Genomic DNA, 26,607 nt, shown 5'->3' with positions numbered 1-26,607 from the left:
CGCATCACCTATGGTGGAGTGCGGTGAGCCGACCGGGACTCACCTCTCGGGGCCATCTGGTTCGCAGTCCCGACAACACATCTCATCCCGTGGGGCCGTGAGTACGCCGGCCTTCTCCCCCATCCGCAGCACATCCGCAGCGCATCCGCCGGTCGGCGCTGTTCCGACCTGCTCCGATCACCGCCGCCGTACCGGATCGTGCCGTCCGACGGACCACACCGGTCCGTTCGCGGCACCGGCGGCCTCCGCCGACGGGTGGGGCCCGCGAACGGCCCACGGGTCCCGGTTCGCAGGCGAATCGAGGAACGGAGACACCATGACGACACTCCGCCTGACTCTGAAAGCCTCGCTGTGCGCGCTCGTCGCGCTGATGACGGCCGCGGTCTGGACCCAATCGGCGAACGCGTGGACCTGGGCCACCAGGGTGACCGTGTACAACGGTGCCGGCCTGTGCGTCCAGGGAACCGCGGGAATCGACCACAGCCGCCCCGGCGCGTTCTCCGGGAACCTCGCCTACGCGGACACCTACGCCCTGACGCAGGGCTGCGGGACCGGTCTGGCCAAGCCCGACGGCTGGGCCGCCGCGCGGGCCACCGTCTACCGGTGGAACGGCACCGACTGGGCGGTGTGCCGCACCAGCCCCTGGAAGTACGGCGCCACGGGTCAGGCGGGGGGCGAGTTCCCCGGGCCCTGGGGACCTGAGCAGGTGTACAACTGGGGCGGTTGGCAGTCCTGCGGTCCGGGCTACTACGGAACGGTCGCCTCGGCCTACGTCTGGGACGGTTCCGTCTGGCGCGGCGGCACCGTCTGGTCGGGCTACGAGTTCGCCTCGTCCACCCGGCTCCAGGAGAACCGGCCCTCCGAGCCCGAGACCACTCCCGAGCCGAAGGCCACACCGCCCTCCGCCCACCCGCCGGTGAAGGCGGGGGCCCGGTAGGGGCAGGAACGCGCCGCACGCTCCACCCGTGTCCGGCGGATCCGTGAGGACCCGCCGGACACGCTCCCGTGCCGGGGCGGCACTCGTGGAACCCGCCCGGTTCCTGGTGCGGCACGACGGGTGGCGCGACGGATCGCGCGGCGGGTGACGGTCGGCGCGGAAACGCCGAGGCCCGGCACCCCTCGCGGGGGCCGGGCCTCGGTGGCTGACGTGCGTCAGTGGGAGTGGCCGTGGCCGTGTCCGGCGGCGGCGGGCTCCTCTTCTTCCTTCTTCTCGACGACCAGGGTCTCGGTCGTCAGGAGGAGGGAGGCGATGGAGGCGGCGTTCTCCAGGGCGGAGCGGGTGACCTTGACCGGGTCGATGACGCCGGCCTTGACCAGGTCGCCGTACTCGCCGGTCGCGGCGTTGAAGCCCTGGCCCTTGTCCAGCTCGGCGACCTTGGAGGTGATGACGTAGCCCTCCAGGCCGGCGTTCTCGGCGATCCAGCGCAGCGGCTCGACGGCGGCGCGGCGGACGACGGCGACACCGGTGGCCTCGTCGCCGGTCTTGCCGAGGTTGCCCTCGAGGACCTTCACGGCGTGGACGAGCGCGGAGCCACCACCGGAGACGATGCCCTCCTCGACCGCGGCGCGGGTCGCGGAGATGGCGTCCTCCAGACGGTGCTTCTTCTCCTTCAGCTCCACCTCGGTGGCGGCGCCGACCTTGATCACGCACACGCCGCCGGCCAGCTTCGCGAGGCGCTCCTGGAGCTTCTCGCGGTCCCAGTCGGAGTCCGTGTTCGCGATCTCGGCCTTGATCTGGGCGACGCGGCCGTGGACTTCCTCGGTGTTGCCGGCACCGTCGACGACCGTGGTGTCGTCCTTGGTGACGGTGACGCGGCGGGCGGAGCCGAGCACGTCGACGCCGACCTGGTCGAGCTTGAGGCCGACCTCCTCGGAGATGACCGTGGCGCCGGTCAGGACGGCGAGGTCCTGGAGCATCGCCTTGCGGCGGTCGCCGAAGCCGGGGGCCTTCACCGCGACGGCGTTGAAGGTGCCGCGGATCTTGTTCACGACCAGGGTGGAGAGCGCCTCGCCCTCCAGGTCCTCGGCGATGATCAGCAGCGGGCGGGAGGAGTTGGTCTGGATGACCTTCTCCAGCAGCGGCAGCAGGTCGGCGATGGAGGAGATCTTGCCCTGGTTGATGAGGATGTAGGGGTCCTCGAGGACGGCCTCCATGCGCTCCTGGTCCGTCACGAAGTACGGCGACAGGTAGCCCTTGTCGAAGGCCATGCCCTCGGTGAAGTCCAGCTCCAGGCCGAAGGTGTTGGACTCCTCGACGGTGATGACACCGTCCTTGCCGACCTTGTCCATGGCCTCGGCGATGAGCTCGCCGACCTGCTGGTCCTGGGCGGACAGCGCGGCCACGGCGGCGATGTCGGACTTCTCGTCGATCGGGCGGGCCGTGGCGAGCAGCTCGTCGGAGACGGCCTTGACCGCGGCGTCGATGCCCTTCTTGAGGAGGGCGGGCGACGCGCCGGCGGCGACGTTCCGCAGGCCCTCGCGGACCAGCGCCTGGGCGAGCACGGTGGCGGTGGTGGTGCCGTCACCCGCGATGTCGTTGGTCTTGGTCGCCACCTCCTTCACCAGCTGCGCGCCGAGGTTCTCGTACGGGTCGTCGAGCTCGACCTCGCGGGCGATCGTGACACCGTCGTTGGTGATGGTGGGGGCGCCGAACTTCTTGTCGATGACGACGTTGCGGCCCTTGGGGCCGATCGTCACCTTGACCGTGTCGGCAAGCTTGTTGACGCCGCGCTCGAGGGCGCGACGGGCGTCCTCGTCGAACTTCAGGATCTTCGCCATGGGAGCGGTTCAGCCCTCTCGGAAAGCGTGGGAGAAACGAACCGCGCCCCCAGCACCCGGCTTCACAAAGACGCGGGGGCCAGGGGCGCAGTTCACTGCAGAACTGGGTGAATTACTTCTCGATGATCGCGAGCACGTCGCGGGCCGAGAGGACGAGGTACTCCTCGCCGTTGTACTTCACCTCGGTGCCGCCGTACTTGCTGTACAGGACGACGTCGCCGACCTTGACGTCGAGCGGCAGGCGCTCGCCGTTCTCGAAGCGACCCGGGCCCACGGCGAGGACGGCGCCCTCCTGGGGCTTCTCCTTCGCGGTGTCCGGGATGACCAGGCCAGAGGCCGTGGTCTGCTCGGCGTCGAGCGGCTGGACCACGATGCGGTCCTCGAGCGGCTTGATGGCAACCTTGGAGCTGGTGGTCGTCACGATCCGACCTCCCCCTTCGGAGATCTCACGGGGTTAACTGTCTGAGGTGGCGACCAGGTGGATCCGTCGTCGCGGGTGCCGGACCTGCCCGTCGCTATTGGCACTCTCCAGTGGGGAGTGCCAGGGCTGAGACTATGACCGCGATTAGCACTCGGTCAAGCGGAGTGCCAGCGCCGTGCGTCGCGCGTGCCGGGATCCGGGTCGGACGGGGGCGTGCAGGCGGGTCGATCGAACAGGAGTCCGGGCGGGGCGGACGGGGCGGGGCCCGTCGTCCGGCGCCCGCGCGGCGAGGGGGCGGTCTCAGAGGTAGTCCTCCAGGCGGCCCACCGTCAGGCCCTGCTCCTGGATCCGCCGCAGCAGCCTCGTCGTGCGTTCCCGCAGGCTCGGGCCACCGGTCTCGTCGGGGTCGACGGCGACGACGTCCCCGGGGCGCAGGCGGTGCGAGCCGTGGGTGTAGGTGAGGCCGGCGGGCCCCATGGCGGCCCGCCAGAGGACGACGGCCGCGATCCCGCAGTCGGCGGCCGCGCGCAGGGTCACCGCGTCGTACGCGCCGTAGGGCGGCCGGAACAGGCGGGGGCGCAGGCCGAAGCGGGCCTTGAGCTTGTTCTGCTGGCCGCAGATCTCGGCGCGCTGGCCCGCGTAGGGCAGGCCGCGCAGGGCGGCGTGGTCGAGGGTGTGGTTCTGGAGGCCGGCGCCGACCGACCGCAGCCGGGCGAAGTGCGCGTAGCCCGGGCCCACCACGCTGTCGGTGAGGAACATGCTGACCGGGAGGCGCAGTTCGCGGACCATGGTGACGAAGCGGGGGTCGCGTTCGGCGCCGTCGTCGTAGGTGAGGAAGACGACCTTGTCGCGGGTCGGGATCCGGTCGACGACCGGCGGGAGCGCGGGGCGGGCCGGGCCGCCCGCGAGGGGGCCCGCCGCCGGTGTGCGGGCGGGAGCGGGGGCGAGGGGGGCGTCCAGACCCCAGCGGCGGTACGGCGGCTCCGCGGCCGGCGCGTCGTGCGGAGGTGCGGCCCGCCCGGCCGACGCACGCGGACGCGCGCCCCGGCCGGCGTCCGGTCCCGCGGTCGGTCCCGTCACCGGTCCCGTCGCCGGTCCCGCGGTCGGCCCCGTGGACCGTGCGCGCTCCGTCGCCGCGCGGCCCGGGTGTCCGGCCGGGTCGGCCGGGCCGGCCGGGCCGGCGCAGCCGGTCAGCGTCACCGCGAGGACCACGACCGACGTGAGCGGCGCGGTCCGCCCTCTCACAGGTAGTCCTCCAGCCGGGCCACCGCGTACCCCTTCTCGGTGACCAGGTCCAGGAAGCGGCGGATCATGTCGGGCATGGTGCCCTTCCAGTCGGCGCGGCCGCGGAAGTGGGTGAGGACGATGTCGCCGGGGTGGAGGTCGCGGTCCCACTCGCGGTAGTCCCAGTGGTCGACGAAGACCTCCTCGCTCCACAGCGGCGCGTACCTCACGCCGCAGGCCTTCGCGGCGCGCAGGGTGTCGCGGTCGTAGTTGCCGAAGGGCGGGCGGAAGAGTGCGGGGCGTCTGCCGTAGTGCTTCTCGATGACGTCCTGCATGCCGCAGATCTCGCGCTTCTGGTCGCCGTAGGAGAGGGCGGGCAGGTAGGGGTGGTTGAGGGTGTGGTTGTTCAGGGTCACCCCCGCGTCCTGCATCTTCTTGAAGTAGCCGTAGTCCTCCTTGACGAGGTAGTCGCTGAGGAAGGCCGTGTAGGGGATCTTCAGGTCGCTCATCATGCGCAGGAACGCCGGGTCCTTCTCGGCGCCGTCGTCGATGGTGAGGAAGACGACCTTGTCCTTGGTGGGGACGGTGGTGAAGACCGGCGGGAGGTCCAGTTCCTCGTGGTCGTCGACCTCGAAGCCCTGCCGGGTGGTGATCGCCGGTTTCTTCACGGGCGGCGCGGGGGGTGCCAGGGGGACCTTCTCGAGCCGCCAGCGTGCGGCGGCGGCGGTCCGGGCGGCGTACTCGGCGCGCAGCTTGGCCGCGTAGGCGTGCAGGGCGCGGGCGGGCTGCCCCTGGAGCGGCTGCTGGCCGGGGGCGGGACGGCTCCCGGTGCCGCCGGTGTCCGTGGCGCCGGGGGCGCAGCCGGAGGCGAGGGCGGCCACGGCGAGGACCGCGACGCCGGTTCCGGCCCCCGTCCGCCGCATCCTCTTTTTGTCATTTTGTACGACTGATCCTGGTCCCATGGCGCCGGATCCTCGCAGTCACGTCCGGGCGATCCCGCCCGACACCGCCGCCGGAGGCGCACCATCCACCGACTGGCCCACAATGACCCGGTGAACGACCTCGCCCCGCTCCTCACCCCCGAGGGCCGCGCCCTCCTCGACGCCGTGCGCGGCACCGCCCCGGCCGACGAACTGGCCGTCGCCACCCGGCTGCGCCGCGAACACCCCGCCGAGCTGGTCTCGGCGGCGCTCGGACAGGCCCGGTTGCGGCAGCGCGCGGCGGCCAAGTTCGGGGCGGAGGACGCGGAACGGATGTTCTTCACCCCGAACGGGGTCGAGCAGTCGACGCGCGCGAGTGTGGCCGCCCACCGCGCCGAGCGGATGAAGGCGCTCGGCGTGGCCTCGGTCGCCGACCTGTGCTGCGGGATCGGCGGCGACGCGATCGCGCTCGCCCGCGCGGGCATCAGGGTGCTGGCCGTGGACCGCGACCCGCTGACGGCGGCGGTGGCGCGGGCCAACGCCGAGGCGCTGGGGCTCGCCGCCCTGGTCGAGGTGCGCGAGGCGGACGTCACGGAGGTCGACACGGGCGGGTACGACGCCGTGTTCGTCGACCCGGCGCGGCGGGGCGGCCGGGGACGGATCTTCGACCCGGAGGCCTACTCGCCGCCGCTGTCGTGGGCGGTCGGGGCGGCCCTGAGGGCTCCGCACGGCGCGCTGAAGGTGGCCCCCGGCATCCCGCACGAGATCGTGCCCGCCGGGGCCGAGGCCGAGTGGATCTCCGACGGCGGGGACGTGAAGGAGGCCGTGCTGTGGTTCGGCACCGAGCCGGGCGCGGTGCGCGCCACCCTCCTGCCCGGCCCGCGCACCCTGCTCGGCGCCGGTCTGCCCGACCCGCGGGTGCGGCCGGTGGGGCGCTACCTGTACGAGCCGGACGGCGCCGTCATCCGGGCCCACCTGGTGGCCGAGGTCGCCCGGGACCTGGACGGCGGTCTGGTCGACGAGACCATCGCCTACGTCACCGCGGACACGCTGCGGCCGACGCCGTACGCCACCGCCTACGAGATCACCGACCGGCTGCCCTTCAACGTCAAGAAGCTGAAGGCGCTGCTGCGGGAGCGGGGGGTGGGGATCCTCACCGTGAAGAAGCGCGGCTCGGCCGTGGAGCCGGAGGAACTGCGCAGGAAGGTCAAGCCGCAGGGGCCGAACGCGGCGACCGTGTTCCTGACCCGGGTGGCGGGGGCGCCGACGATGCTCGTCGGCCACCCGGCGCTCGTCGCTCACCCGGCCTGAGCGGCGCGGCGCAGCAGCAGCTCCCGTTCCCGTTCGTTGCCGGTCAGCCGCGCGGCCCGCGCGAACTCCGCGCCCGCCTCCGCCGTGCGGCCCAGGCGCCGGAGCAGGTCGCCGCGGACGCTGGGGAGCAGGTGGTAGTCGCGCAGGGCCGGTTCGGCGGCGAGGGCGTCGACGATCCGCAGGGCCGCTTCCGGGCCCTCGGCCATCGACACGGCGACGGCGCGGTTGAGCTCGACCACCGGGGACGGGGCACGGGCCGCGAGGAGGCCGTAGAGGGCGGCGATGGCACGCCAGTCGGTCTCCTCGTAGGAGTACGCGTGCGCGTGGCAGGCGGCGATCGCGGCCTGGAGGACGTACGGGCCGGGCGTGCCGCCGGACGTGGCCTCGGCACGGCCGAGGGCGGTGATGCCGCGGGCGACGAGCATGCGGTTCCAGCGGCGGCGGTCCTGGTCCGCCAGCAGCACCGGTGTGCCGTCGGGGGCGGTGCGGGCGGCCGTGCGCGAGCACTGGAACTCCAGCAGCGCGGCCAGGCCGTGCACCTCGGGCTCCTTCGGCATCAGGGCGGCCAGCAGGCGGGCCAGCCGCAGGGCGTCCTCGCACAGCCCCGGACGCAGCCAGTCGTCGCCGGCGGTGGCCGCGTAGCCCTCGTTGAAGATCAGGTAGATGACGTCGAGGACGGAGCCGAGCCGGGCCTCGCGATCGGGTCCGTACGGCACCTCGAAGGCGACGTTCTTCCTGGCCAGGGTGCGTTTGGCGCGGACGATCCGCTGGGCGACCGTCGGCTCGGGCACGAGGAAGGCACGCGCGATCTCGGCCGTGGTGAGTCCGCCGAGCAGCCGCAGGGTGAGCGCGGTGCGGGACTCGGCGGACAGCACGGGGTGGCAGGTGGTGAAGACGAGGCGCAGGAGGTCGTCGTCGATGTCCTCGGGACCGGAGGGCTCGGGCGCGGGCGCCGTGGTCTCCAGGTCCCGGCCGATCTCGGCGAGTTTGCGGGCGTACGTCTCCCGGCGGCGGACCAGGTCGACGGCGCGGTGCCGGGCGGTGGCGGTGAGCCAGGCACCGGGGTTGTCGGGGACGCCCTCGCGGGGCCAGCGTTCCAGCGCGGCCACCAGGGCGTCCTGCGTGAGTTCCTCGGCGATGCCGACGTCCCGGACGATCCGGGCGACGGCGGCGACGACGCGGGGCGACTCCAGGCGGAAGACGGTCTCGAGGGCGGCCGCGGCGCTGTGGGGGCCGACGGCGGGCTGCTGGTCCACAACCCACCATCGAACACCTTCCGGGGGCCGTGGGGAAACGACCCCGGCCCTCCCGGGCGTCACCCCTGCCTCGCCCCGGCCCTCCCCTGCGGTCTCCCGCGCGCGGCCCTCCCCCTCCGGCCCGCCGCGCAGCCCTCCCCCTCCGGCCCGCCGCGCGGCCTCAGCCCTCCGCGATCTCCCGGACCTCCAGGGTCAGGTTCCACTCGTCGCCGTGGACCTTCAGGAAGCGCTTGGACCATTCGAGCGCCTCGGCCATGTCCTTGCACTGCATGAGCGCGTAGCCGCCGACGACCTCCTTGGTCTCGGTGAAGGGGCCGTCGGTGACGGAGATCTCGCCGCCGTTCAGGTGGACGCGGACGCCCTGCTCGGAGGGCAGCAGGCCCGCCGTGTCGAGCATGACGCCGGCCTTGGTGATCTCCTCGATCAGCTCGCCCATCCGCTGCATCATCTCGGGGCTCGGGCCCTCGGCCGGCCTGGTCGACTCGTCGATCTTCACCAGGGACAGGTAGCGGGGCATGGTGACTCCTCGGGTGGTGCGGGCCGGGCTCCTCCCGGCCTCTCACCCATGCGTCGAACGGGGAACGGCCGGATCGACACCCCCGGCGAAAAACCTCGGGATTTTTTTCCGGGGCGGGGTCAGGGGTGAGGACGGAGGGCGGGGCGGGAGGGTCTCACGGCGAGCGCCTCCGAAAGTTTCGACGGTGCAACCGATTGGCTTCGGAGAAGTGCGGAGGGGCCTCGCCGCCCGTCACCCCGTCATCACGTCACCCCGTCATCACGTCACCTTCCGGCCAGCGGCGGCGCCCCCGTGCTCGCCCGCACCACCAAGGAGGTCGCCAGCTCGACCCGGGTCGCCGCGGGCGCGTCCCCGGAGCGCCCCAGCTCCAGCACCAGCCGGGCGGCCGCCTCGGCCATCTCCGTCAGCGGCTGCCGCACGGTCGTCAGCGGCGGGCCGACCCAGCGGGCCACCGGCAGGTCGTCGAAGCCGACCACGCTGACGTCCTCGGGGATGCGCAGCCCGAGTTCGCGGGCGGCCTCGTAGAGACCGAGCGCCTGCAGGTCGTTGCCCGCGAACACGGCGGTGGGCCGGTCGGGGCGGGCGAGCAGCTCGCGGCCGAGCCGGTAGCCGGCCTCGTGGTGGAAGTCGCCGGTCCTGACCATCTCCGGGTCGACCGGCAGCCCGACCGTCTCCAGGGCCGCGCGGTAGCCGTCGATCCGGGCCCGGCTGCACATCATCTGCGGGGGCCCGCTGATCGCCCCGATCCGCCGGTGGCCCAGTTCGACCAGGTGCCGGGTGGCGGCGAGGCCGCCCTGCCAGTTGGTGGCGCCGATGGACGGCACGTCGGCGCCGGGATCGCCCGCCGGGTCCATCACCACGAACGGGATGGACCGGCTGGTGAGCAGCGCCCGCTGGGACACGTCGAGCCCGGACAGCACGAGCACCACGCCGTGCGGCCGGCGCGCGGCGACCTGGTCGGCCCAGCTCCGTCCGGGGGTGAGCCGGCCGGCGCTCTCGCTGAGCACCACGCTCAGCCCGGCGTCCCGGGCCACGTTCTCCACGCCCCGGATGACCTCCATCGCCCAGGCGCTCTCCAGCTCGTGGAAGACCAGGTCGATCAGGGGCGAGCGGGTCGCCTCGGCCCGGCGGCGCCGGTAGCCGTAGGCGCGCAGCAGTTCCTCGACGCGGGTCCGGGTGGCGGGGGCGACGTCGGCGCGGCCGTTGAGGACCTTCGAAACAGTCGGCGCCGAGACGCCGGCCTCGCGCGCGATCTCCGCGAGGGTGGCGGTCCGTGCCGCGGGCCGCCGTGTGGGCCGGTCTTCCGTCCGCGTCTCCGTGGGCTCCGAGGGTGTCATGGCGGCGATCGTATCCCCGCACTCCCTCTTGACGAACCCATGGGGACGCCATAGGTTCCCGGAACATTCGGAGTAAAGCTCGAAACATTCGCCCCGTTGATTCCCGCTCTGGTGGCTCACCGACCTCTGACAGGAGCTTCATGACCACCGCCCCCTGGCGTGACCCCGACCTGCCCGCGGCCGTCCGCGTCGACGACCTCCTCTCCCGGATGACCCTCGAGGAGAAGACCGCCCAGCTGTACGGCGTGTGGGTCGGCGCCGCGACGGACGGCGACGGAGTCGCCCCGCACCAGCACGACATGACAGCGGACTCCCCCGTCGACTCCGCCGGCGGCTGGGACGAGCTGATCACCAGGGGTCTCGGCCAGCTGACCCGCCCCTTCGGCACGGCCCCCGTGGACCCGGCGCTCGGCGCCCGCGCACTGGCCGGCGCCCAGCGCCGGATCGCCGCCGCGAGCCGCTTCGGCATCCCCGCGGTGGCGCACGAGGAGTGCCTGGCCGGCTTCACCGCCTGGCGCGCCACCGCCTACCCGGTCCCGCTCGCCTGGGGCGCCGCCTTCGACCCGCCGCTGGTCGAGGAGATGGCCCGGCACATCGGCCGCGACCTGCGCGCGGTCGGCGTCCACCAGGGCCTCGCCCCGGTCCTGGACGTCGTACGCGATCCGCGCTGGGGCCGGGTCGAGGAGACCATCGGCGAGGACCCGTACCTGGTCGGCACGGTCGGCGCGGCCTACGTGCGCGGCCTGGAGTCGGCGGGGGTCGTCGCCACCCTCAAGCACTTCGCCGGGTACGCCTCCTCGGCCGGCGCCCGCAACCTGGCCCCGGTGCGGGCGGGCACCCGCGAGTTCGCGGACGTCACCCTGCCGCCGTTCGAGATGGCGCTGCGCGAGGGCGGCGCCCGCTCCGTCATGGCCGCCTACACCGAACGCGACGGCGTGCCGGCCTCCGCCGACCCGGAGCTGCTCACCCGGCTCCTGCGCGAGGAATGGGGCTTCACGGGCACCGTGGTCGCCGACTACTTCGGCATCGGGTTCCTCCAGACCCTGCACCGGGTGGCGGGCACGCCCGTGCAGGCCGCCCGGCTGGCGCTGGAGGCCGGGATCGACGTCGAGCTGCCGACGGTGAAGTACTACGGCGACGCGCTGATCGCGGCCGTCCGCGCGGGCGAGGTCCCCGAGGACCTGATCGACCGGTCCGCGCGCCGGGTCCTGCTCCAGAAGTGCGAACTGGGCCTCCTGGACGAGGACTGGCAGCACGAGGTCCCGGAGCGGGTCGACCTCGACCCGGCGGCCAACCGCGCGGTGGCGCGCCGGCTGGCCGAGGAGTCCGTGGTCCTGCTGGACAACCCGGACGGTCTGCTCCCCCTCGCCCCCGACACCCGGATCGCGGTCGTCGGCCCGCGGGCGGCGGACGCCCTGGCGATGCTCGGCTGCTACTCCTTCCCCTCCCACGTCCTCCCCCACCACCCCGGGACCGAGCTCGGCATCGAGATCCCCACGCTGCTGGAGTCGCTGCGCGCCGAACTCCCCGACGCCAAGGTGACGTTCGCCGAGGGCTGCCCGGTGTCCGACCCGGACACCACGGGCATCGAGGAGGCCGTGGCCAGGGCCGCGGAGGCGGACGTGTGCGTGGCGGTGCTGGGCGACCGGGCGGGCCTGTTCGGCCGGGGCACCTCGGGCGAGGGCTGCGACGTGGCGGACCTGCGACTGCCCGGCGTGCAGGGCGCGTTGCTGGACGCGCTGGTCGCCACCGGCGTGCCGGTGGTACTGGTGCTGCTCACCGGCCGCCCCTACGCGCTCGGCCGCTGGCACGGCCGCCTGGGCGCCGTCGTCCAGGCCTTCTTCCCCGGCGAGGAGGGCGGCCCGGCGGTCGCGGGGGTGCTGTCGGGCCGCGTCAACCCCTCGGGCCGGCTGCCCGTGAGCGTGCCCCGGGTGACGGGCGGCCAGCCGTGGACCTACCTCCAGCCGCCCCTGGGCCTGGCCGGGGAGGTCAGCAACCTGGACCCGACCCCGCTGTACCCCTTCGGGCACGGCCGCTCGTACACGGCGTTCGCCTGGGAGGACGTCGACGGACCGGCGGCCGACCTCGGCACGGACGGCTCGTACGACCTCTCCCTGACCGTCCGCAACACCGGCGACCGGGCGGGCGCCGACGTCGTGCAGCTCTACCTGCACGACCCGGTGGCCGGCGTGACCCGCCCCGACGTACGGCTGGTCGGCTACCAGCGGCTGGAACTGCCCGCGGGCGGGTCGGCGCGCGTGACCTTCCGCTTCCACACCGACCTGTCGGCCTTCACCGACCGTGCCGGGCGGCGCGTGGTGGAGCCGGGCGACCTGGAGCTGCGGCTGGGCACGTCCAGCGCGGACGTGCGGCACACGGCGCGGCTCACCCTCACCGGACCGGTGCGGGAAACGGGGCCGGACCGGCGGCTGCGCTGCGAGACGCGGGTGTCGGGACAGGAGTAGGGACCCGGGCGGGGGCCCGGCTCAGTCCGGGTCCACCGCCTCGAACCGCCACCGGTGCACGGCCCGCGTGACCAGCGCCCCGTCGGGGTCCGGCAGTTCGGGGAGGTCCGCGTCGGGCTCCGCGTCCCACCACGTGATGACGAGGACCCGGTCCTGCGGGGCGCGGAAGGTCTCGCGGCGCACGGGAGGGTGCGGGAGCCGCTGCTCCCGCACCCACGCCAGCAGTTCCGCGCCCCGGCCGTCCGCGGCCCGGGCCTCCCACATCAGCGCGACGGTCATGAGTACAGGTTGTCCTCACCGACCGCGTGCACGTGGTCGTGGTCGTGGCCCCGGCCCGGCACGTGCGGGTCGGTCACCGGCAGGGAGGAGTCCGCCGACAGGTCCCAGTCGGAGGCGGACCGGCCCCGGGCCACCATCTCCGCGCCGAGCGCCGCGACCATCGCGCCGTTGTCCGTGCACAGCTTGGGCCGGGGCACCCGCAGCCGGATGCCGGCCGCCTCGCAGCGCTCCTGGGCCAGGACGCGCAGCCGGGAGTTGGCCGCGACGCCGCCGCCGATCATCAGGTGGTCGACGCCCTCGTCGCGGCAGGCGCGGACGGCCTTGCGGGTCAGCACGTCCACCACCGCCTCCTGGAAGGAGGCCGCCACGTCCCGCACCGGCACCTCCTCGCCGGCGGCCCGCCTCGCCTCGATCCAGCGGGCGACCGCCGTCTTGAGGCCGGAGAAGGAGAAGTCGTACGCCGGGTCGCGCGGCCCGGTCAGACCGCGCGGGAAGGCGATCGCGGACGGGTCGCCCTCACGCGCGTACCGGTCGATGACCGGGCCGCCGGGGAAACCCAGGTCCAGCACGCGGGCGATCTTGTCGAAGGCCTCGCCCGCCGCGTCGTCGATCGTCGCGCCCATCGGGCGGACGTCGGAGGTGATGTCGGAGGAGAGCAGCAGCGAGGAGTGGCCGCCGCTCACCAGCAGCGCCATCGTCGGCTCCGGCAGCGGGCCGTGCTCCAGCTGGTCCACGCAGATGTGCGAGGCGAGGTGGTTCACGCCGTACAGCGGCTTGCCGAGGGCGTACGCGTACGCCTTCGCCGCCGACACGCCGACCAGCAGCGCGCCCGCCAGGCCCGGGCCCGCCGTCACGGCGATGCCGTCGAGGTCCCGCGCGGACACGCCGGCCTCCTTCAGCGCCCGGTCGATGGTCGGGACCATCGCCTCCAGGTGCGCCCGGCTCGCCACCTCCGGCACCACCCCGCCGAAGCGGGCGTGCTCGTCGACGCTGGAGGCGACGGCGTCCGCCAGCAGGGTGGTGCCGCGGACGATGCCGACGCCGGTCTCGTCACAGGAGGTCTCGATGCCGAGGACGAGCGGTTCGTCAGTCATTGATCCCGGTTCCTTGTACTGAGGTCGTTTCCGTGGCGGGGCCGCTGTCGGAGGCCATGGTCAGGCGCATGACCAGGGCGTCCACGTTCCCCGGCTGGTAGTAGCCGCGCCGGAAGCCGATGGGCTGGAAGCCGAAGCGCTGGTACAGCTTCTGCGCGGGGACGTTGTCGACGCGGCACTCCAGCATGACCTCGGCGCACTCGAAGGCGGTCGCGGCCCGCAGCAGCTCGGTCAGCAGCCGGCCGCCCAGTCCGGTGCCCCAGTGGTCCCGGGCGACGGCGATGGTCTGGACGTCGGCCAGGTCTCCGGAGGAGGCGAGGCCGGCGTAGCCGACGATGCGGTCGCCGTGCTCGGCGACCACGTACCGGCGGGTCGCCTCGGGGCCGCGGGAGTGCGCCAGCTCGGACCAGAACATGCCGCGCGACCAGGCGTCCTCGGGGAAGAGGGCCTTCTCGAGTTCCAGGACGGGATCGATGTCCCACCAGCGCATCTCGCGCAGCGCGGGGGTTACGGGTTCGGTCACTTGGGGGTGACCACCTTGTAGTTCTTGGGGACCTGGGCGTCGGGCCGGCGCAGGTAGAGCGGCCGGGGCGCCGGGAGCTCCTCGCCCGCGGCCAGCTTCTCGGCGGCCAGGCAGGCGAGCGCGGCGGCGGACACGTGCTCCGGCTCGTGCGCCGCGGGGAAGGTGTCCGGGTAGAGCAGCGCGCCCGCGCCGACCGCGGGCAGCCCCGCCACCTGCTCGGCGATGTCGGCCGGCCGGTCGACGGCGGGCCCGGTGAGGCGGGTGCGGGAGTCGGCGTAGCGCGCCCAGTAGACCTCCTTGCGGCGGGCGTCGGTCGCCACGACGAAGGGGCCTTCGAGGTCGGTGGCGTACGCGAGGCCGTCGAGGGTGCACAGGCCGTGCACGGGCACGCCGAGCGCGAGCCCGAAGGTGTCGGCGGTCATCAGGCCGACGCGCAGCCCGGTGTAGGGGCCGGGGCCGGTGCCGACGACGATCCCGGTGACGGCGTCGAGCCGGTGCCCGGTGGCGGCGAGGAGACGGTCGACGGCCGGCAGCAGCAGCTCACCGTGCCGGCGCGCGTCCACCTGGCCGGCGGAGGCGAGGACGTCCGTCCCGTCGTGCAGGGCGACGGTGACGGCGGGGGTGGCGGTATCCAGAGCGAGCAAGAGCACGCAAACAGCGTACGGCTCGCGGGGCCCGGGCACGGCCGCCCGGGCGCGGAGGCCACCGGCTGCTAACGTCGCGGCGAGACACGGACGTACACCGGCGTGCAACGAAGAGGTGGTCGCGGTGGCAGGCAGCAGCTCGACTTTCGTGGCCGTGCTCACCGCGGCGGCCGTCACGACCGTCGGGTTCCTCGCCTACCGGGCCTCGGCGAGCGTGCCGGCCGGTCTCGCCGCGCCGCGGCCGAGCGCGGCCGCCACGACGGAGGCACCGCGCGACACCAGGAACCCCACCGCGCTGCCGGCCGGCTCCGGCACGGGCGCGCGGGTGGTGTACTCGGTGGCCGACGACCGGGTGTGGCTGACGGCCTCGGACGGCAGGGCCGGGCGCACCTTCCAGGTCACCCCCGGCAGCGTCGACCCGCTCCCCGGCACCTACGCCGTCACCTCCCGCTCGGGCGCCGTCACCGGCACCGACGGCACCCCCATCGAGCACGTGGTGCGCTTCACCAGCGTCAAGGGCGTGTCCATCGGCTTCAGCGCGGCCGTCGACGGCTCGACCCCGGCCCCCGACCCGGCCCGCAGGACGGGCGGCATCCGCGCCTCACGGGCGGACGGGAACGCCCTCTGGAAGTTCGCGACGATCGGCCGGCGCGTCGTCGTCGTCCGCTAGGTGTATCGATCACGAGCGTTGTTGACACCGGCGGATCACGTCGGAGGAGACCGGCGGCGCCTCGCGGCCCGGGTGGGCGGGGTCCGGTGCGTCCGGCCGCAGGGCGGAGGAGGGCGTCGACGCGATGGGGGCGCCCCCGCGCGGGCGCAGCCCGGCGCAGGGGAAGCCAGCAGCCGCGGACGCGCGTGCCGGATCCCGGGTCCGCGAGGTGGCCGGCCGGACGGCTCCCGGGTGTGCCGTCCGGGGCGGGCGGTCAGGCGGCTTCGCGGTGCCGGTCACCGGTGCGGGCGGGCCGCTCGTCCGGGCGGGCGGGCCCGGGCTCGCGCGGCGGCCGGGAGACGGCCTCCGCCGCGGCGCAGGACGCCAGCAGGTCGCGCATGGACACTCCGGCGAGGGCGGACGGCCGCCGCGGGACCTGGGGCTCGGTGGTCGGCATGGACGCCTCCTGGGGACCGGGCGGACCTGGTTAGGTAGACCTAACCAAGGTCGGGACACCATGTGACCACGCCCGGCACGCGGAACGCAACATTTTGCCGACACCCTGTCGGAACCTCCGCCGACCTCGTCGGGGGCGCGGCCGGGCCGCGACGCGTGCCCGCCCGTGCGCGCACGGGCGGGCACGGGCGGGCACGGGCGGGCACGGGCGGGAAGGCCGCCCGCGGGCGCGGCCCCGTCGGCCGACCGGCAGACGGGGCGGTGACCCCTTGGATCCGCCGATCGGCCGGGGACACCGCCCCGCTCAGGCCACCGCCCCGCTCAGGCCACTGCCCCGCTCAAGCCACCGCCCCGCTCAGCCCGCCAGCCCGCTCAGCCTGCCGCCCCGCTCAGGCCGCCAGCGCGCTCAGGTCCGCCGACGCCCACCGGTGGCCCAGACCGGTGACCGTCACGCGCCGCACCTCGTCCGTCGTGTCGCCCACGGCCCGGTGGATGCGCACCTGGAGCCGTTCCTCGGTCAGCTCCTCGACCTTGCCCTCGCCCCACTCCACGACGATCACGGACTCGGGCAGGGAGACGTCGAGGTCCAGGTCCTCCATCTCGTCGAGCCCGCCGCCCAGGCGGTACGCGTCGACGTGGACGAGCGGCGGACCGCTCCTCAGGGACGGGTGGACCCGGGCGATCACGAAGGTGGGCGAGGTGACCGCGCCCCGCACGCCGAGTCCCTCGCCGAGGCCGCGCGTCAGAGTCGTCTTGCCCGCGCCCAGCTCCCCGCTGAGCATCACGAGATCGCCCGCGCGCAGCAGTCCGGCCAGGCGCCGGCCCAGGTCCCGCATCTGCTCGGGGGAGGTGACGGTCAGCTCGGTCTCAGCCGGGTTGCGTGCCGCTGCTGGTGCTTCCATAGCCACCCACGGTAACGCCTGCCGGTACGGCGCCCGCGCGGGTGAGCAGGTCGGCGAGCCGGTCGGTGACGACCTCCGGATGCTCCAGCATCACGAGGTGGCCGGCGTCGGGCACGAGCACCAGTTCGGCGTCCGGCAGCAGGTCGGCGATGGCCTCGCTGTGCTCGCTCGGCGTCACCAGGTCCCCGATGCCGGCCAGCACCAGGACCGGCATGTCCGAGAAGCAGGCGAGCGCCTCGGTCTTGTCGTGGTCGGTGAAGGCCGGGTAGAACTCGGCGACCACGTCGATCGGCGTGCCCTCGATCATCCGCTCGGCGAACCGGGCGACGGCCGGGTCCACGTCCCGCGAGGCGAACGAGTACCGCTTGATGATCCCGGCGAACAGGTCGGCGGTGGCCCGCCGCCCCTTCTCCACCAGCGCGGCCTGCTGGCCCAGCGCCTTCAGCACGCCCGGCAGCACCCGCCGCACGGCGTTCACCCCGGCGACCGGCAGGCCGAAGTTCACCTCGCCGAGCCGCCCGGACGACGTACCGACGAAGGCGGTGGCGACGACCCGCTCGAGGATCAGCTCGGGGAACTGCGCGGCCAGCGCCATGACGGTCATGCCGCCCATCGAGTGCCCGACGAGCACGATCGGCCCCTCCGGCACGGCCGCGTCGATGACGGCCTTCAGGTCGCGCCCCAGCTGCTCGATGGTGAGCGGCTCGCCGTCCCGCAGCTGGGCCGCGCCGCGCGCGGACCGGCCGTGGCTGCGCTGGTCCCAGTGCACGGTCCGCACGACGCCCCGCAGTGCCTCCCGCTGGAAGTGCCAGGAGTCCTGGGTGAGGCAGTAGCCGTGGCTGAAGACGACGGTGACGGGGAGCGGGGCCTTGCGGCCGAACAGCCTGCGCCGGCGGTTCGCCGGTCCGCCCTGCGGCTCGACGTCGTCGACCTCGTAGTACAGCTCGGTGCCGTCGTCGGCGACGGCCTTGCCGGGGGTGCCGCGGAGGGCGCCGTACGGGCCCGTCGAGTCCAGGGCGAGGCGGGCCCTGGCCCGCATGCCCCGCCCGACGGTCATCCGCTCCAGGGCGACTCCGGCCGCGGCGCCCGCGGCGATCACGCCTATCGCGGCCCCCGCGACGCCGGTCGCCCGGCGCCAGCCGCCGGCCCCCGTGGCGGAGGCGGCGTCGACGACCGCCGAGGCGGCACTCGTCAACGCCTCCGCGCTGCTCTCGCTCACGTACCGCTCCTCTTCGCCGGATGCCGCAGGATGTCGCCGGGTGCCGCCGACCGCCGCCGGGCGCCGCCGGTTGCCGGGGCGCCCGGCGCGCGGACACCCGTTTGGTTCCTCGTTCACATGAATCGCATGCACACGAATCGCATGCGTATGTACGGGGGCGCGGGCGCGTTCAGGAGAACGCGCTCACGGGGTCCGCTCCGTCTCGCCGGTGTGGACGCGCGGGACGCGTGCCCCGATGCGCGTGACGATCTCGTACGCGATGGTGCCCGCGGCCTGCGCCCAGTCCTCGGCGGTGGGCTCGCCCCGGTCGCCCGGGCCGAAGAGCACCGCCTCCTCGCCGGGGGCGGGCTCGTCACCGCCCAGGTCGACGACGAACTGGTCCATCGCGATCCGCCCGGCGACCGTGCGCCACTTGCCGCCGACGAGGACGGGGCCGGTGCCGGAGGCGTGCCGCGGGACGCCGTCGGCGTAGCCGAGGGGGACCAGGCCGAGGGTGGTCTCGCCGGGGGTCGTGTAGTGGTGGCCGTAACTGACGCCGTGGCCGCCGGGCACGTGCTTGACCAGGGCCAGCGAGGCCGACAGCGTCATCACCGGGCGCAGTCCCAGGTCGGCGGCGGAGCCCAGCGCGGGGCCCGGGGAGACGCCGTACATGGCGATGCCCGGCCGGATCAGGTCGAAGTGGGCCTCGGGGAGGGTCAGCACGGCCGGCGAGTTGGCGATGTGCCGCACCTCGGGCCGTACGCCGTGCTCCTCGGCGTACGCCAGCATCTCGCGGAAGCGGGCGAGCTGGGCGGCGACGGAGGGGTGGCCGGGTTCGTCGGCGCAGGCGAAGTGCGACCACAGGCCGGTGATCCGGACGAGGCCCGCGCGCTCGGCGCGCAGCGCCTCGGCGACCAGTTCGGGCCAGTCGGCGGGCTGGCAGCCGTTGCGCCCGAGGCCCGTGTCGGCCTTGAGCTGCACGCGGGCGGCCCGCCCGGCGAGCCGCGCCCCCTCGACGGCCTCGCGCAGCGCCCACAGGCCGCTCACGGACACGTCCAGGTCCGCCTCGACGGCCTCCCGCCAGGGTCCGCCCGGGGTCCACAGCCAGCACATGATCCGGACGTCCGCCGGCAGGCCCGCCCCGGCGCGCAGCGCGAGGGCCTCCTCCGGGGTGGCGGTGCCGATCCAGGTGGCGCCCGCCTCGACGGCGGCGCGGGCGCAGGGGACCGCGCCGTGGCCGTACCCGTCGGCCTTGACCACGGCCATGAACGCCGCGCCGGGCGCCTTCGCGCGCAGGGCGCGCACGTTGGCCCGCAGCGCGGCCAGATCGATCTCGGCGCGGGCGCGCGACGGGGCGGCGGCCGGCTGTGCAGTCTCACTCATCGAGCCCAGTCTCTCAGAGCCCCCGGACGCGGACGGAGAGCCGGGCCGGACGGCGGGCGCCACGGGGCGTTCCCGCCGGGCCGGGCGCCTCCGGGGGGAGTCCGGGGCCGGGGCCGCGCGGGCGGGGACACTCCCCCGCCCCCTCCCCTACGGCCTCCACGATCTCCGCTCGCGCCCGTACGACACCGTGCCCGCCGCCCGTACGACACCGCGCTCAGTCCCGTACGGCACCACGCTCACTCCCGTACGGCACCGCGCTCAGTCCCGTACGACATCGCGCCAGGCCCTCGGCAGTGCCTCCGCCACCTCGTACGCCCCCACCGGCGCCCCCGCCGCCGCGAACCGCCCGGCCAGCCCGTGCAGGTACGCCCCCGCGCTGCCGGCGTCCACCGCCGACAGCCCCGCGGCCAGCAGCGACCCCGCCATCCCCGACAGCACGTCCCCGCTGCCGGCCGTGGCCAGCCACGGCGTCCCCGTCGGGTTCACCCGCACCGGGCCCCCGCCGCCCTCCCCCACGACCAGCGTCGTGGCCCCCTTCAGCAGCACGGCCGCCCCGTAGCGCCCCGCCAGCTCCCGCGCGGCGGCCAGCCGTCCCGCCTCGACCTCCTCCCGCGCCACCCCCAGCAGCGCCGCCGCCTCCCCGGCGTGCGGGGTCATCAGCGTCGGCGCCGTACGCCCGCGCACCGCGTCCGCGTCGGCGAGCCGCAACCCGTCGGCGTCGATCAGCACCGGCACGTCGGAGGCGAGCACCTCCGCCACGGTGGCGGCGTCGTCCCCGGCACCGGGCCCGACGACCCACGCCTGCACCCGCCCGGCCCGCGCGGGCCCCCGGTCGGACACCAGCGTCTCGGGGTGGCGCGCGAGCACGGCCTGCCCGGCGGGCCCGACGTACCGCACGGCGCCCGCCCCGCCCCGCAGCGCGCCGGCGACCGCCAGGACGGCCGCGCCCGGATAGCGCGCGGACCCGGCGGCGATCCCGACCACCCCGCGCCGGTACTTGTCGCTCTCGGCGCCCGGCACCGGCAGCAGCCGGGCCGCGTCGGCGTGCTGGAGGGCCTCCAGGTCCGGCTCGCCGGGCAGGTCGAGGCCGATGTCGACGAGCCGCACCGATCCGGCGTGCCCGCGCGCCGGATCGACCAGCAGGGCCGGCTTGTGCGTCCCGAACGTCACGGTGAGGTCGGCCCGCACGGCGGCGCCCCGCACCTCGCCGGTGTCGGCCTCGACCCCGCTGGGCAGGTCGACGGCGACGACGGCGGCCCGGGACCCCTCGGCCAGCGCGGCGAGCCGGGCCGCGTCCTCGCGCAGTCCGCCGCGCCCGCCGATGCCGACGACGCCGTCGAGGACGAGGTCGGCCCGCCGGATCGGCCCGTCGGCGTCCCCGGGCGCCACGGTCCGCCCGCCGGCCCGCAGCAACGCGGCCAGTCCGCCGGCGTGCGCGCGCCCGGGGGCGAGCGGTACGGCCGTCACGCCCGCGCCGCGCCGGGCCAGCCGGGCCCCGGCGTACAGGGCGTCACCCCCGTTGTCGCCGCTGCCGACGAGCAGGACGACGCGGCGTCCGTACACCCGCCCCAGCAGATCGGCGCAGGCGGCGGCGAGCCCGGCGGCGGCCCGCTGCATCAGGGCTCCCTCCGGGAGCCGTGCCATCAGGTCCCGCTCGGCGGCCCGGACCGTGTCCACGCGATAGGCAGTACGCATGCGCCCAGTCAAACACCGGGCCGTCCACCGCGGGCGGACCGCCCGGTCCTCCCGCCACGCCGCGACCGCCCTGCCGCGACCGCCTGATCGCGATCGCCCGGTCGCAATCGCCTGGTCGCGGTCACCCGCCCCGGTCACCCCGCCCCGGTCACCCCTCCGCGATCACCACCGCCGAGGCGACACCGGCGTCATGACTCAACGACACGTGCCAGGCCTGCACGCCCAGTTCGGCGGCGCGGGCGGCGACGCTCCCGCGCACCCGCAGCCGCGGCTGCCCGCTGTCCTCCACGTACACCTCCGCGTCCGTCCACAGCAGACCCGCGGGAGCGCCCAGCGCCTTGGCGAGGGCCTCCTTCGCCGCGAACCGGGCCGCGAGCGAGGCGACGCCCCGCCGTTCCCCGCCCGGCAGCAGCAACTCGCTCTCCAGGAAGAGGCGTCGGGCCAGCGCGGGCGTGCGTTCCAGCGACGCCGCGAACCGGTCGATCTCGGCCACGTCGATACCGACCCCGATGATGCTCATGCCGAGCACCCTACGGCGGGCGGAGCGCCCGTCCCGGCCGCCCACGCGGTTGTCGGAGCCGGCTGCTAGCCTGCGGCGACCTGATCACGCGGTCGCACCACTCGCACACGGACCGACCGCGGACCGATCACAGACCGGTCGGCACACGACACACCATCACTTCACCGCCCGCGCCCCGGGGGCCGGTCGGCGCGCGCGGACGGCAACGCCAGGGGGCGGGGGCATGAGCAGTATCAGCAGGGGCGGATCCACGGGCTCTCCGGGACCGACCTTCGACCCGTACGACAACACACCCGGGCTGGTCCCGCTGCGCACGGCCGCACAGGCCGGTGACTGGCCCGCCGTCCGGGCCTTCGTCCAGGGGCTGGACTCGGCGGAGAAGATCTCGATGGCCTCGTCCGTCCTCGCCGGGACCCCCGGCGTGGAGACCTTCCTGGAGCGGGCCGTCGCCGAACTCCCCGCCGATCCGCTGCCGCGCACCCTGCTCGCGGAACGGTACGTCCACATCGGCTGGGACATCCGCAGCGGCGCCCGCGCGCAGGACGTCTCACGCGACCAGTTCGAGCAGTTCCACTCCTGGCTGCGCCGGGCGGAGCAGCTGCTGATCGAGGTGTGCGCGCAGCAGCCGGCGTACGCCCCCGCCTGGACGGTGCGGCTGACCACCGCGCGCGGCCTCCAGCTGGGACAGGCCGAGGCGCGCCGCCGCTACGACCGGCTGTCCGCCCACCACCCGCACCACTACCGCGCGCAGACGCAGCTGCTCCAGCAGCTCTGCCCGAAGTGGGGCGGCACCTGGGAGGCGGCGCACGCCTTCGCCCGCGAGTGCGCGACCGCGGCGCCGGACGGCTCGCTCTCCGGCGCCGTGGTGGCCCTCGCCCACATCGAGCACTGGCTGGACCTGGGCGGCCCGGACGGCGCGGCCTACCTGCGCGGCGTGCCGGTCCGCGACGATCTGCGCTTCGCCGCGCAGGTCTCGGTCCTGCACCCCGGTCACCGCCCCGACTGGTACTCGGTCGGCGCGCACAGCGCCTTCGCGTTCGCCTTCTCGGTCGGCGGCCACCACGCCGACGCGGCACGGCACTTCGCCTTCCTCGGCGACCGGGCCACGGAGTTCCCGTGGGAGTACACGAGCGACCCGAAGGCGTCGTTCCTGAAGTTCCGCACGCTCGCGGCACAGGCCTGAGGGGGCACCGGCACATGACCACCGACCTGCACGACCCGAGCGGCCTCACCGCTCTCGACGGTCCAATCTCCCACACCACCGTCCAGGGCGTCCCCACCCTGTACACCGCCGGCGCCGGCAACGAGGTCAGCGCCGGACTGTTCTTCCGGGTGGGCCGCGCCGACGAGACCCTGGCCACCGCCGGGATCACGCACCTCGTCGAGCACCTCGCCCTGCACCGCCTCGGTCTGTCCGACCTGCACCACAACGGCACGACGGCGAACACGTACACCCTCTTCCACGTCACCGGCAGCGAGGCGGAGGTCGTCGCCCACCTCAACAGCGTGTGCGCGGGCCTGCGGGACCTGCCGATGGACCGGCTGGAGACCGAGAAGGAGATCCTGCGCACGGAGGCGGCGAGCCGTGGCGGCGGCCCCCACTCCCCGCTCGCGCTGTGGCGTTACGGCGCCCAGGGCCACGGCCTGTCCAGCTACGACGAACTGGGCACCTGGGGCCTCACCGCGGACCAGGTGCGGAACTGGGCCGAGACCCGTTTCACCCGGGACAACGCGGTGCTGTGGATCACCGGCGACCACGTGCCGGAGGGCCTCGACCTCGGCCTGCCCGCGGGGACCCGCTCGCCGGTCCCGGCCGCGACCAGCGCGCTGCCCGTCACCCCGGCCTACATCCACGGCGACGACGGCCACGTCGTCCTCACCTCGGTGCTGCCCCGCTCCGCCGCGGCCGCCGTCTTCGCGGAGGTCCTCGGCCGGGCCCTCTTCCACGACCTGCGCCAGGAGGGCGGCTACTCCTACGCGGCGGAGGCCGACTACTCCCCGCGCGACGCCGCCTCCGCCACCCTCACCGCCCACGCGGACGCCCTGCCGCACAAGCAGGACGCGGTCGTCGGCGGCTTCGTCGACACCCTCGCCCGGCTGCGCGCGGGCCGCATCGAGCAGTCCGAACTGGACTCCGCGCGCGGCAGGCTCCTCAAGGTGTACGACACCCCCGACCTCGGCGCCGCCGTCCTCCCGTCGTACGCGCTGAACCTGCTGCTCGGGCATCCGCTCCTCTCCCCCGAGCAGCACCGGGCCGAACTGGACGCGGTCACGGTCGCCGACCTGCACGAGGTGGCCCGTCGGACGTGGGACTCCGCCCTGCTCCAGGTGCCCGGCCGGGGCGTGGACTGGGCCGGCTTCACCCTGGCCCCCCAGTTCTCCCCGGCCGCCGTCACCGGCACCCGGCACCCGTCCCTGGAGGACGACCGGGTCGCGCTGGTCATCGGCGCCGAGGGTGTGACCCTGGAGACCCCGAAGGGCCCGGTCACGGTCCGCTACGACGCCTGTGCCGCGATGACCGTCCGGCCGGACGGCGCCCGCGCGCTCACCGGTCTCGACGGCTTCGCGGTCACCGTCGAACCGACCCTCTTCGCGGGCGTCACCGCCGAACGCGTCGCGGCCCTGGACGCGGCGGTCCCCGCCGCGTGCGTCGTCCCGATGCCGGCCCGCGCCCCCGAGGAGATCCCACGGCCGCGCGAGCGGACCCCGGAGCCCGCCGCCGGACGCAGCCGGGCGGGCGGCGGGACGGGCGGCCGGGGCCGGACGGGCGGCTGGGGCTGGGCGGCCCTCGTCGTCCTGCTGGCCGTGCTGGCCGTGGCCTGGGCCGCACTCGGGGTGTACCTGATCGTCGACCGGATCGACGAGGGCCGCGTACCGCCCATCGGGGGCACGCTCGGGATCATCGCCCTGGAGCTGGCCCTGCTCCGCTGGACCGGCACGGCGAACACGCGCCGCAAGCAGGCCCGCGGCTGACCGACGGGGACACCCCCGCGCACGCCCCCTCCGCCGGCGCCCGCGACGGCGCCCGGCGGAGGGGGCGGCGACCGCGACGGCGACGGCCGTCACGACGGAGACGGCCGGCGGCCGCGCCTACTCCACCGTGACCGACTTCGCCAGGTTGCGGGGCTGGTCCACCTCGTTCCCCCGCGCCGTGGCCAGCTCGCAGGCGAACACCTGCAAGGGCACCGTCGCCACCAGCGGCTGCAGCAGCGTCGGCGTCACGGGGATCCGTACGAGGTGGTCGGCGTACGGCACGACCGCCTCGTCCCCCTCCTCCGCGATCACGATCGTCCGCGCGCCCCGCGCCCGGATCTCCTGGATGTTGGAGACGATCTTGTCGTGCAGCACCGACCGCCCCCGCGGGGACGGCACCACGACGACGACCGGCAGGTCCTCCTCGATGAGCGCGATCGGCCCGTGCTTCAGCTCGCCGGCCGCGAAGCCCTCGGCGTGCATGTACGCCAGCTCCTTCAGCTTCAGCGCGCCCTCCAGCGCCACCGGGTAGCCCACGTGCCGCCCGAGGAACAGCACGGTGTCCTTGCCGGCGAGCGAGCGGGCCAGCTCCCGCACCGGCTCCATGGTCTCCAGCACCCGCTCGACCTCGCCGGAGATCCGCGCCAGGTCCCGCACGACGGCCCGGATCTCGTCCCCCCACTGGGTGCCCCGCACCTGGCCCAGGTACAGGGCGACGAGGTAGCAGGCCACCAGCTGGGTCAGGAACGCCTTGGTGGAGGCGACGGCCACCTCGGGCCCGGCATGGGTGTACAGCACCGCGTCCGACTCGCGCGGGATGGTCGACCCGTTGGTGTTGCAGATCGCCAGCACCTTGGAGCCCTGCTCGCGGGCGTGCCGCAGCGCCATCAGGGTGTCCATGGTCTCGCCGGACTGCGAGATCGCGATCACGAGCGAACGCGCGCCCAGGATGGGGTCCCGGTAGCGGAACTCGCTGGCCAGCTCCACCTCGCAGGGGATCCGCGTCCAGTGCTCGATGGCGTACTTGGCGATCAGCCCCGCGTGGAACGCCGTACCGCAGGCGACGATGACGACCTTGTCGACCTCGCGCAGCTCCGCGGCGGGGATCCGCACCTCGTCGAGGGTCAGCGCGCCCGAGACGTCGATCCGGCCGAGCAGGGTGTCGGCGACGGCCTTGGGCTGCTCGGCGATCTCCTTGAGCATGAAGTAGTCGTGGCCCCCCTTCTCCGCGGCCGACGCGTCCCAGTCGACGTGGTACGAGCGCACCTCGGCCGGACGGCCGTCGAAGCCGGTGACCGTCACCCCGTCCCGGCGCAGCTCGACCACCTGGTCCTGCCCCAGCTCGATCGCCGAGCGCGTGTGGGCGATGAACGCGGCGACGTCCGAGGCGAGGAAGGCCTCGCCGTCCCCGACGCCCACCACCAGCGGCGAGTTGCGGCGCGCCCCGACCACCACGTCGGGCTCGTCGGCGTGCACCGCGACGAGCGTGAACGCCCCCTCCAGACGCCGGCACACCAGCCGCATGGCCTCCGCGAGGTCACCGGTCGCCGAGTACTCGTCGGCGAGCAGATGGGCCACGGCCTCCGTGTCGGTCTCGGAGAGCAGTTCGTGCCCGCGCTCGGCCGACTCGGCGCGCAGCGCGGCGAAGTTCTCGATGATCCCGTTGTGCACGACGCAGACGCGTCCGGCGTTGTCGAGGTGCGGATGGGCGTTGGCGTCGGTGGGGCCGCCGTGCGTGGCCCACCGCGTGTGCCCGAGGCCGGTCGTCCCGGCGGGCAGCGGCCGGGCCCCCAACTCCTTCTCCAGGTTGACGAGTTTGCCCGCCTTCTTGGCGGCGGCAAGCCCTCCGTCCGCCAGCACGGCGACGCCCGCCGAGTCGTATCCCCGGTACTCCAGCCGCTTCAGCCCGGCCATGACGACCTCGAGCGCCGACTGAGACCCCACGTATCCCACGATTCCACACATGACCGGCAGCGTACGGCGGGACGGCGCCCCGAAAGGGCCTCCGCGTGCCCGAATTCGGAAATTCCCACGGGGGTACGCACGGCTCGGCGGCACCCCA

General features: G+C 74.8%; 24 protein-coding genes. 6 read left to right on the top strand and 18 right to left on the bottom strand.

The features are described 5' to 3' along the window. The first annotated feature begins 316 nt into the window (after positions 1-316). Positions 317-937, top strand: a complete 621-nt coding sequence (locus ACF09K_RS01765; protein ID WP_392240474.1) for a hypothetical protein — start codon at positions 317-319, stop codon at positions 935-937. 215 nt (positions 938-1,152) lie between these two features. Here ACF09K_RS01765 and groL read toward each other — a convergent pair whose 3' ends face one another. The 4 genes from groL to ACF09K_RS01745 form a co-directional block, all read right to left on the bottom strand. Beyond that, positions 1,153-2,778 (bottom strand): chaperonin GroEL, encoded by a 1,626-nt coding sequence (gene groL / locus ACF09K_RS01760; protein WP_363089067.1) that lies wholly within the window; start codon positions 2,776-2,778, stop codon positions 1,153-1,155. A 112-nt stretch (positions 2,779-2,890) separates the two neighbouring features. Then, on the bottom strand, positions 2,891-3,199 hold the full coding sequence (groES, locus tag ACF09K_RS01755) for a co-chaperone GroES (protein WP_020132158.1): 309 nt from the start codon (positions 3,197-3,199) through the stop codon (positions 2,891-2,893). 300 nt (positions 3,200-3,499) lie between these two features. Beyond that, positions 3,500-4,444 carry a polysaccharide deacetylase family protein gene (locus ACF09K_RS01750; RefSeq protein WP_392240473.1) on the bottom strand — a complete coding sequence of 315 codons (945 nt, stop codon included), beginning with the start codon at positions 4,442-4,444 and terminating at the stop codon, positions 3,500-3,502. Then, positions 4,441-5,346: a polysaccharide deacetylase family protein gene (locus ACF09K_RS01745; protein ID WP_392240472.1), complete on the bottom strand. Its 906-nt coding sequence runs from the start codon at positions 5,344-5,346 to the stop codon at positions 4,441-4,443. The genes ACF09K_RS01750 and ACF09K_RS01745 overlap by 4 nt, the downstream gene beginning before the upstream one ends. Positions 5,347-5,475: 129 nt before the next feature. Here ACF09K_RS01745 and ACF09K_RS01740 point away from each other — a divergent pair, with 129 nt between their 5' ends. After that, positions 5,476-6,654 (top strand): methyltransferase domain-containing protein, encoded by a 1,179-nt coding sequence (locus tag ACF09K_RS01740; protein WP_392240471.1) that lies wholly within the window; start codon positions 5,476-5,478, stop codon positions 6,652-6,654. On the opposite strand, the gene ACF09K_RS01735 is transcribed toward ACF09K_RS01740, so the two are convergent. The 3 genes from ACF09K_RS01735 to ACF09K_RS01725 form a co-directional block, all read right to left on the bottom strand. Next, complete coding sequence (locus ACF09K_RS01735) at positions 6,642-7,910, bottom strand: RNA polymerase sigma factor (RefSeq protein WP_392240470.1); 1,269 nt, start codon at positions 7,908-7,910, stop codon at positions 6,642-6,644. The two genes, ACF09K_RS01740 and ACF09K_RS01735, sit on opposite strands and share 13 nt — an antisense overlap. A 160-nt stretch (positions 7,911-8,070) precedes the next feature. After that, a complete protein-coding gene (locus tag ACF09K_RS01730) occupies positions 8,071-8,427 on the bottom strand; it encodes a YciI family protein (RefSeq protein ID WP_392240469.1) in 357 nt (118 codons plus the stop codon). 263 nt (positions 8,428-8,690) lie between these two features. Continuing rightward, a complete protein-coding gene (locus ACF09K_RS01725) occupies positions 8,691-9,764 on the bottom strand; it encodes a LacI family DNA-binding transcriptional regulator (RefSeq protein WP_392240468.1) in 1,074 nt (357 codons plus the stop codon). 140 nt (positions 9,765-9,904) lie between these two features. Between ACF09K_RS01725 and ACF09K_RS01720 the strand changes: the two genes are divergently transcribed. Further along, on the top strand, positions 9,905-12,229 hold the full coding sequence (locus ACF09K_RS01720; RefSeq protein ID WP_392240467.1) for a glycoside hydrolase family 3 N-terminal domain-containing protein: 2,325 nt from the start codon (positions 9,905-9,907) through the stop codon (positions 12,227-12,229). Positions 12,230-12,250: 21 nt separating this feature from the next. Here ACF09K_RS01720 and ACF09K_RS01715 read toward each other — a convergent pair whose 3' ends face one another. Genes ACF09K_RS01715 through tsaB form a run of 4 tightly spaced genes read right to left on the bottom strand, consistent with a single transcriptional unit; the run spans position 12,251 to position 14,775 of the window. Beyond that, positions 12,251-12,508: a hypothetical protein gene (locus tag ACF09K_RS01715; RefSeq protein ID WP_392240466.1), complete on the bottom strand. Its 258-nt coding sequence runs from the start codon at positions 12,506-12,508 to the stop codon at positions 12,251-12,253. Further along, entirely contained in the window at positions 12,505-13,602 is a 1,098-nt protein-coding gene (tsaD, locus tag ACF09K_RS01710) for a tRNA (adenosine(37)-N6)-threonylcarbamoyltransferase complex transferase subunit TsaD (RefSeq protein ID WP_392240465.1), read from the bottom strand. The genes ACF09K_RS01715 and tsaD overlap by 4 nt, the downstream gene beginning before the upstream one ends. Next, positions 13,595-14,125, bottom strand: a complete 531-nt coding sequence (gene rimI, locus ACF09K_RS01705) for a ribosomal protein S18-alanine N-acetyltransferase (protein ID WP_392240464.1) — start codon at positions 14,123-14,125, stop codon at positions 13,595-13,597. Before rimI ends, tsaD begins: the two co-directional genes overlap by 8 nt. Further along, entirely contained in the window at positions 14,122-14,775 is a 654-nt protein-coding gene (gene tsaB / locus ACF09K_RS01700; protein WP_363089055.1) for a tRNA (adenosine(37)-N6)-threonylcarbamoyltransferase complex dimerization subunit type 1 TsaB, read from the bottom strand. Before tsaB ends, rimI begins: the two co-directional genes overlap by 4 nt. Positions 14,776-14,893: 118 nt before the next feature. Between tsaB and ACF09K_RS01695 the strand changes: the two genes are divergently transcribed. After that, a complete protein-coding gene (locus tag ACF09K_RS01695) occupies positions 14,894-15,439 on the top strand; it encodes a hypothetical protein (RefSeq protein ID WP_392240463.1) in 546 nt (181 codons plus the stop codon). A 253-nt stretch (positions 15,440-15,692) separates the two neighbouring features. Here ACF09K_RS01695 and ACF09K_RS01690 read toward each other — a convergent pair whose 3' ends face one another. From ACF09K_RS01690 to ACF09K_RS01665, 6 genes are all read right to left on the bottom strand, one after another. Continuing rightward, positions 15,693-15,875 carry a hypothetical protein gene (locus ACF09K_RS01690; protein WP_392240462.1) on the bottom strand — a complete coding sequence of 61 codons (183 nt, stop codon included), beginning with the start codon at positions 15,873-15,875 and terminating at the stop codon, positions 15,693-15,695. A gap of 388 nt (positions 15,876-16,263) precedes the next feature. Further along, entirely contained in the window at positions 16,264-16,776 is a 513-nt protein-coding gene (gene tsaE, locus ACF09K_RS01685; RefSeq protein ID WP_392240461.1) for a tRNA (adenosine(37)-N6)-threonylcarbamoyltransferase complex ATPase subunit type 1 TsaE, read from the bottom strand. Then, a complete protein-coding gene (locus ACF09K_RS01680; RefSeq protein WP_392240460.1) occupies positions 16,742-17,995 on the bottom strand; it encodes an alpha/beta fold hydrolase in 1,254 nt (417 codons plus the stop codon). Before ACF09K_RS01680 ends, tsaE begins: the two co-directional genes overlap by 35 nt. A gap of 183 nt (positions 17,996-18,178) precedes the next feature. Then, positions 18,179-19,357 carry an alanine racemase gene (gene alr, locus ACF09K_RS01675; RefSeq protein ID WP_392240459.1) on the bottom strand — a complete coding sequence of 393 codons (1,179 nt, stop codon included), beginning with the start codon at positions 19,355-19,357 and terminating at the stop codon, positions 18,179-18,181. A 258-nt stretch (positions 19,358-19,615) separates the two neighbouring features. Further along, positions 19,616-21,052, bottom strand: a complete 1,437-nt coding sequence (locus tag ACF09K_RS01670) for an NAD(P)H-hydrate dehydratase (RefSeq protein ID WP_392240458.1) — start codon at positions 21,050-21,052, stop codon at positions 19,616-19,618. Between the two features lie 148 nt (positions 21,053-21,200). Then, entirely contained in the window at positions 21,201-21,572 is a 372-nt protein-coding gene (locus ACF09K_RS01665; protein ID WP_392240457.1) for a holo-ACP synthase, read from the bottom strand. A 223-nt stretch (positions 21,573-21,795) separates the two neighbouring features. Between ACF09K_RS01665 and ACF09K_RS01660 the strand changes: the two genes are divergently transcribed. Both ACF09K_RS01660 and ACF09K_RS01655 read left to right on the top strand, forming a co-directional pair. Continuing rightward, complete coding sequence (locus ACF09K_RS01660) at positions 21,796-22,755, top strand: hypothetical protein (protein ID WP_392240456.1); 960 nt, start codon at positions 21,796-21,798, stop codon at positions 22,753-22,755. 14 nt (positions 22,756-22,769) lie between these two features. Continuing rightward, complete coding sequence (locus ACF09K_RS01655) at positions 22,770-24,545, top strand: M16 family metallopeptidase (RefSeq protein ID WP_392240455.1); 1,776 nt, start codon at positions 22,770-22,772, stop codon at positions 24,543-24,545. Between the two features lie 117 nt (positions 24,546-24,662). Here the strand turns inward: ACF09K_RS01655 and glmS are convergent, their stop codons facing one another. Continuing rightward, on the bottom strand, positions 24,663-26,510 hold the full coding sequence (gene glmS / locus ACF09K_RS01650; RefSeq protein ID WP_392240454.1) for a glutamine--fructose-6-phosphate transaminase (isomerizing): 1,848 nt from the start codon (positions 26,508-26,510) through the stop codon (positions 24,663-24,665). Between the last annotated feature and the right edge of the window lie 97 nt (positions 26,511-26,607).

Origin of the sequence: Streptomyces sp. NPDC014882, assembly GCF_043081325.1 — a bacterium.
Classification (GTDB): domain Bacteria; phylum Actinomycetota; class Actinomycetes; order Streptomycetales; family Streptomycetaceae; genus Streptomyces.
This window is presented reverse-complemented; position numbering and strand designations above follow the sequence as displayed.

What these genes read in the sequence shown, in the direction of transcription:
- ACF09K_RS01765 (WP_392240474.1), top strand. Translation starts at nt 317, where the DNA reads ATGACGACACTCCGCCTGACTCTGAAAGCCTCGCTGTGCGCGCTCGTC.
- groL (WP_363089067.1), bottom strand. Translation starts at nt 2,778, where the DNA reads ATGGCGAAGATCCTGAAGTTCGACGAGGACGCCCGTCGCGCCCTCGAG.
- ACF09K_RS01745 (WP_392240472.1), bottom strand. Translation starts at nt 5,346, where the DNA reads ATGCGGCGGACGGGGGCCGGAACCGGCGTCGCGGTCCTCGCCGTGGCC.
- ACF09K_RS01730 (WP_392240469.1), bottom strand. Translation starts at nt 8,427, where the DNA reads ATGCCCCGCTACCTGTCCCTGGTGAAGATCGACGAGTCGACCAGGCCG.
- ACF09K_RS01725 (WP_392240468.1), bottom strand. Translation starts at nt 9,764, where the DNA reads ATGACACCCTCGGAGCCCACGGAGACGCGGACGGAAGACCGGCCCACA.
- ACF09K_RS01720 (WP_392240467.1), top strand. Translation starts at nt 9,905, where the DNA reads ATGACCACCGCCCCCTGGCGTGACCCCGACCTGCCCGCGGCCGTCCGC.
- ACF09K_RS01715 (WP_392240466.1), bottom strand. Translation starts at nt 12,508, where the DNA reads ATGACCGTCGCGCTGATGTGGGAGGCCCGGGCCGCGGACGGCCGGGGC.
- tsaD (WP_392240465.1), bottom strand. Translation starts at nt 13,602, where the DNA reads ATGACTGACGAACCGCTCGTCCTCGGCATCGAGACCTCCTGTGACGAG.
- ACF09K_RS01690 (WP_392240462.1), bottom strand. Translation starts at nt 15,875, where the DNA reads ATGCCGACCACCGAGCCCCAGGTCCCGCGGCGGCCGTCCGCCCTCGCC.
- tsaE (WP_392240461.1), bottom strand. Translation starts at nt 16,776, where the DNA reads ATGGAAGCACCAGCAGCGGCACGCAACCCGGCTGAGACCGAGCTGACC.
- alr (WP_392240459.1), bottom strand. Translation starts at nt 19,357, where the DNA reads ATGAGTGAGACTGCACAGCCGGCCGCCGCCCCGTCGCGCGCCCGCGCC.
- ACF09K_RS01670 (WP_392240458.1), bottom strand. Translation starts at nt 21,052, where the DNA reads ATGCGTACTGCCTATCGCGTGGACACGGTCCGGGCCGCCGAGCGGGAC.
- ACF09K_RS01665 (WP_392240457.1), bottom strand. Translation starts at nt 21,572, where the DNA reads ATGAGCATCATCGGGGTCGGTATCGACGTGGCCGAGATCGACCGGTTC.
- ACF09K_RS01660 (WP_392240456.1), top strand. Translation starts at nt 21,796, where the DNA reads ATGAGCAGTATCAGCAGGGGCGGATCCACGGGCTCTCCGGGACCGACC.
- ACF09K_RS01655 (WP_392240455.1), top strand. Translation starts at nt 22,770, where the DNA reads ATGACCACCGACCTGCACGACCCGAGCGGCCTCACCGCTCTCGACGGT.
- glmS (WP_392240454.1), bottom strand. Translation starts at nt 26,510, where the DNA reads ATGTGTGGAATCGTGGGATACGTGGGGTCTCAGTCGGCGCTCGAGGTC.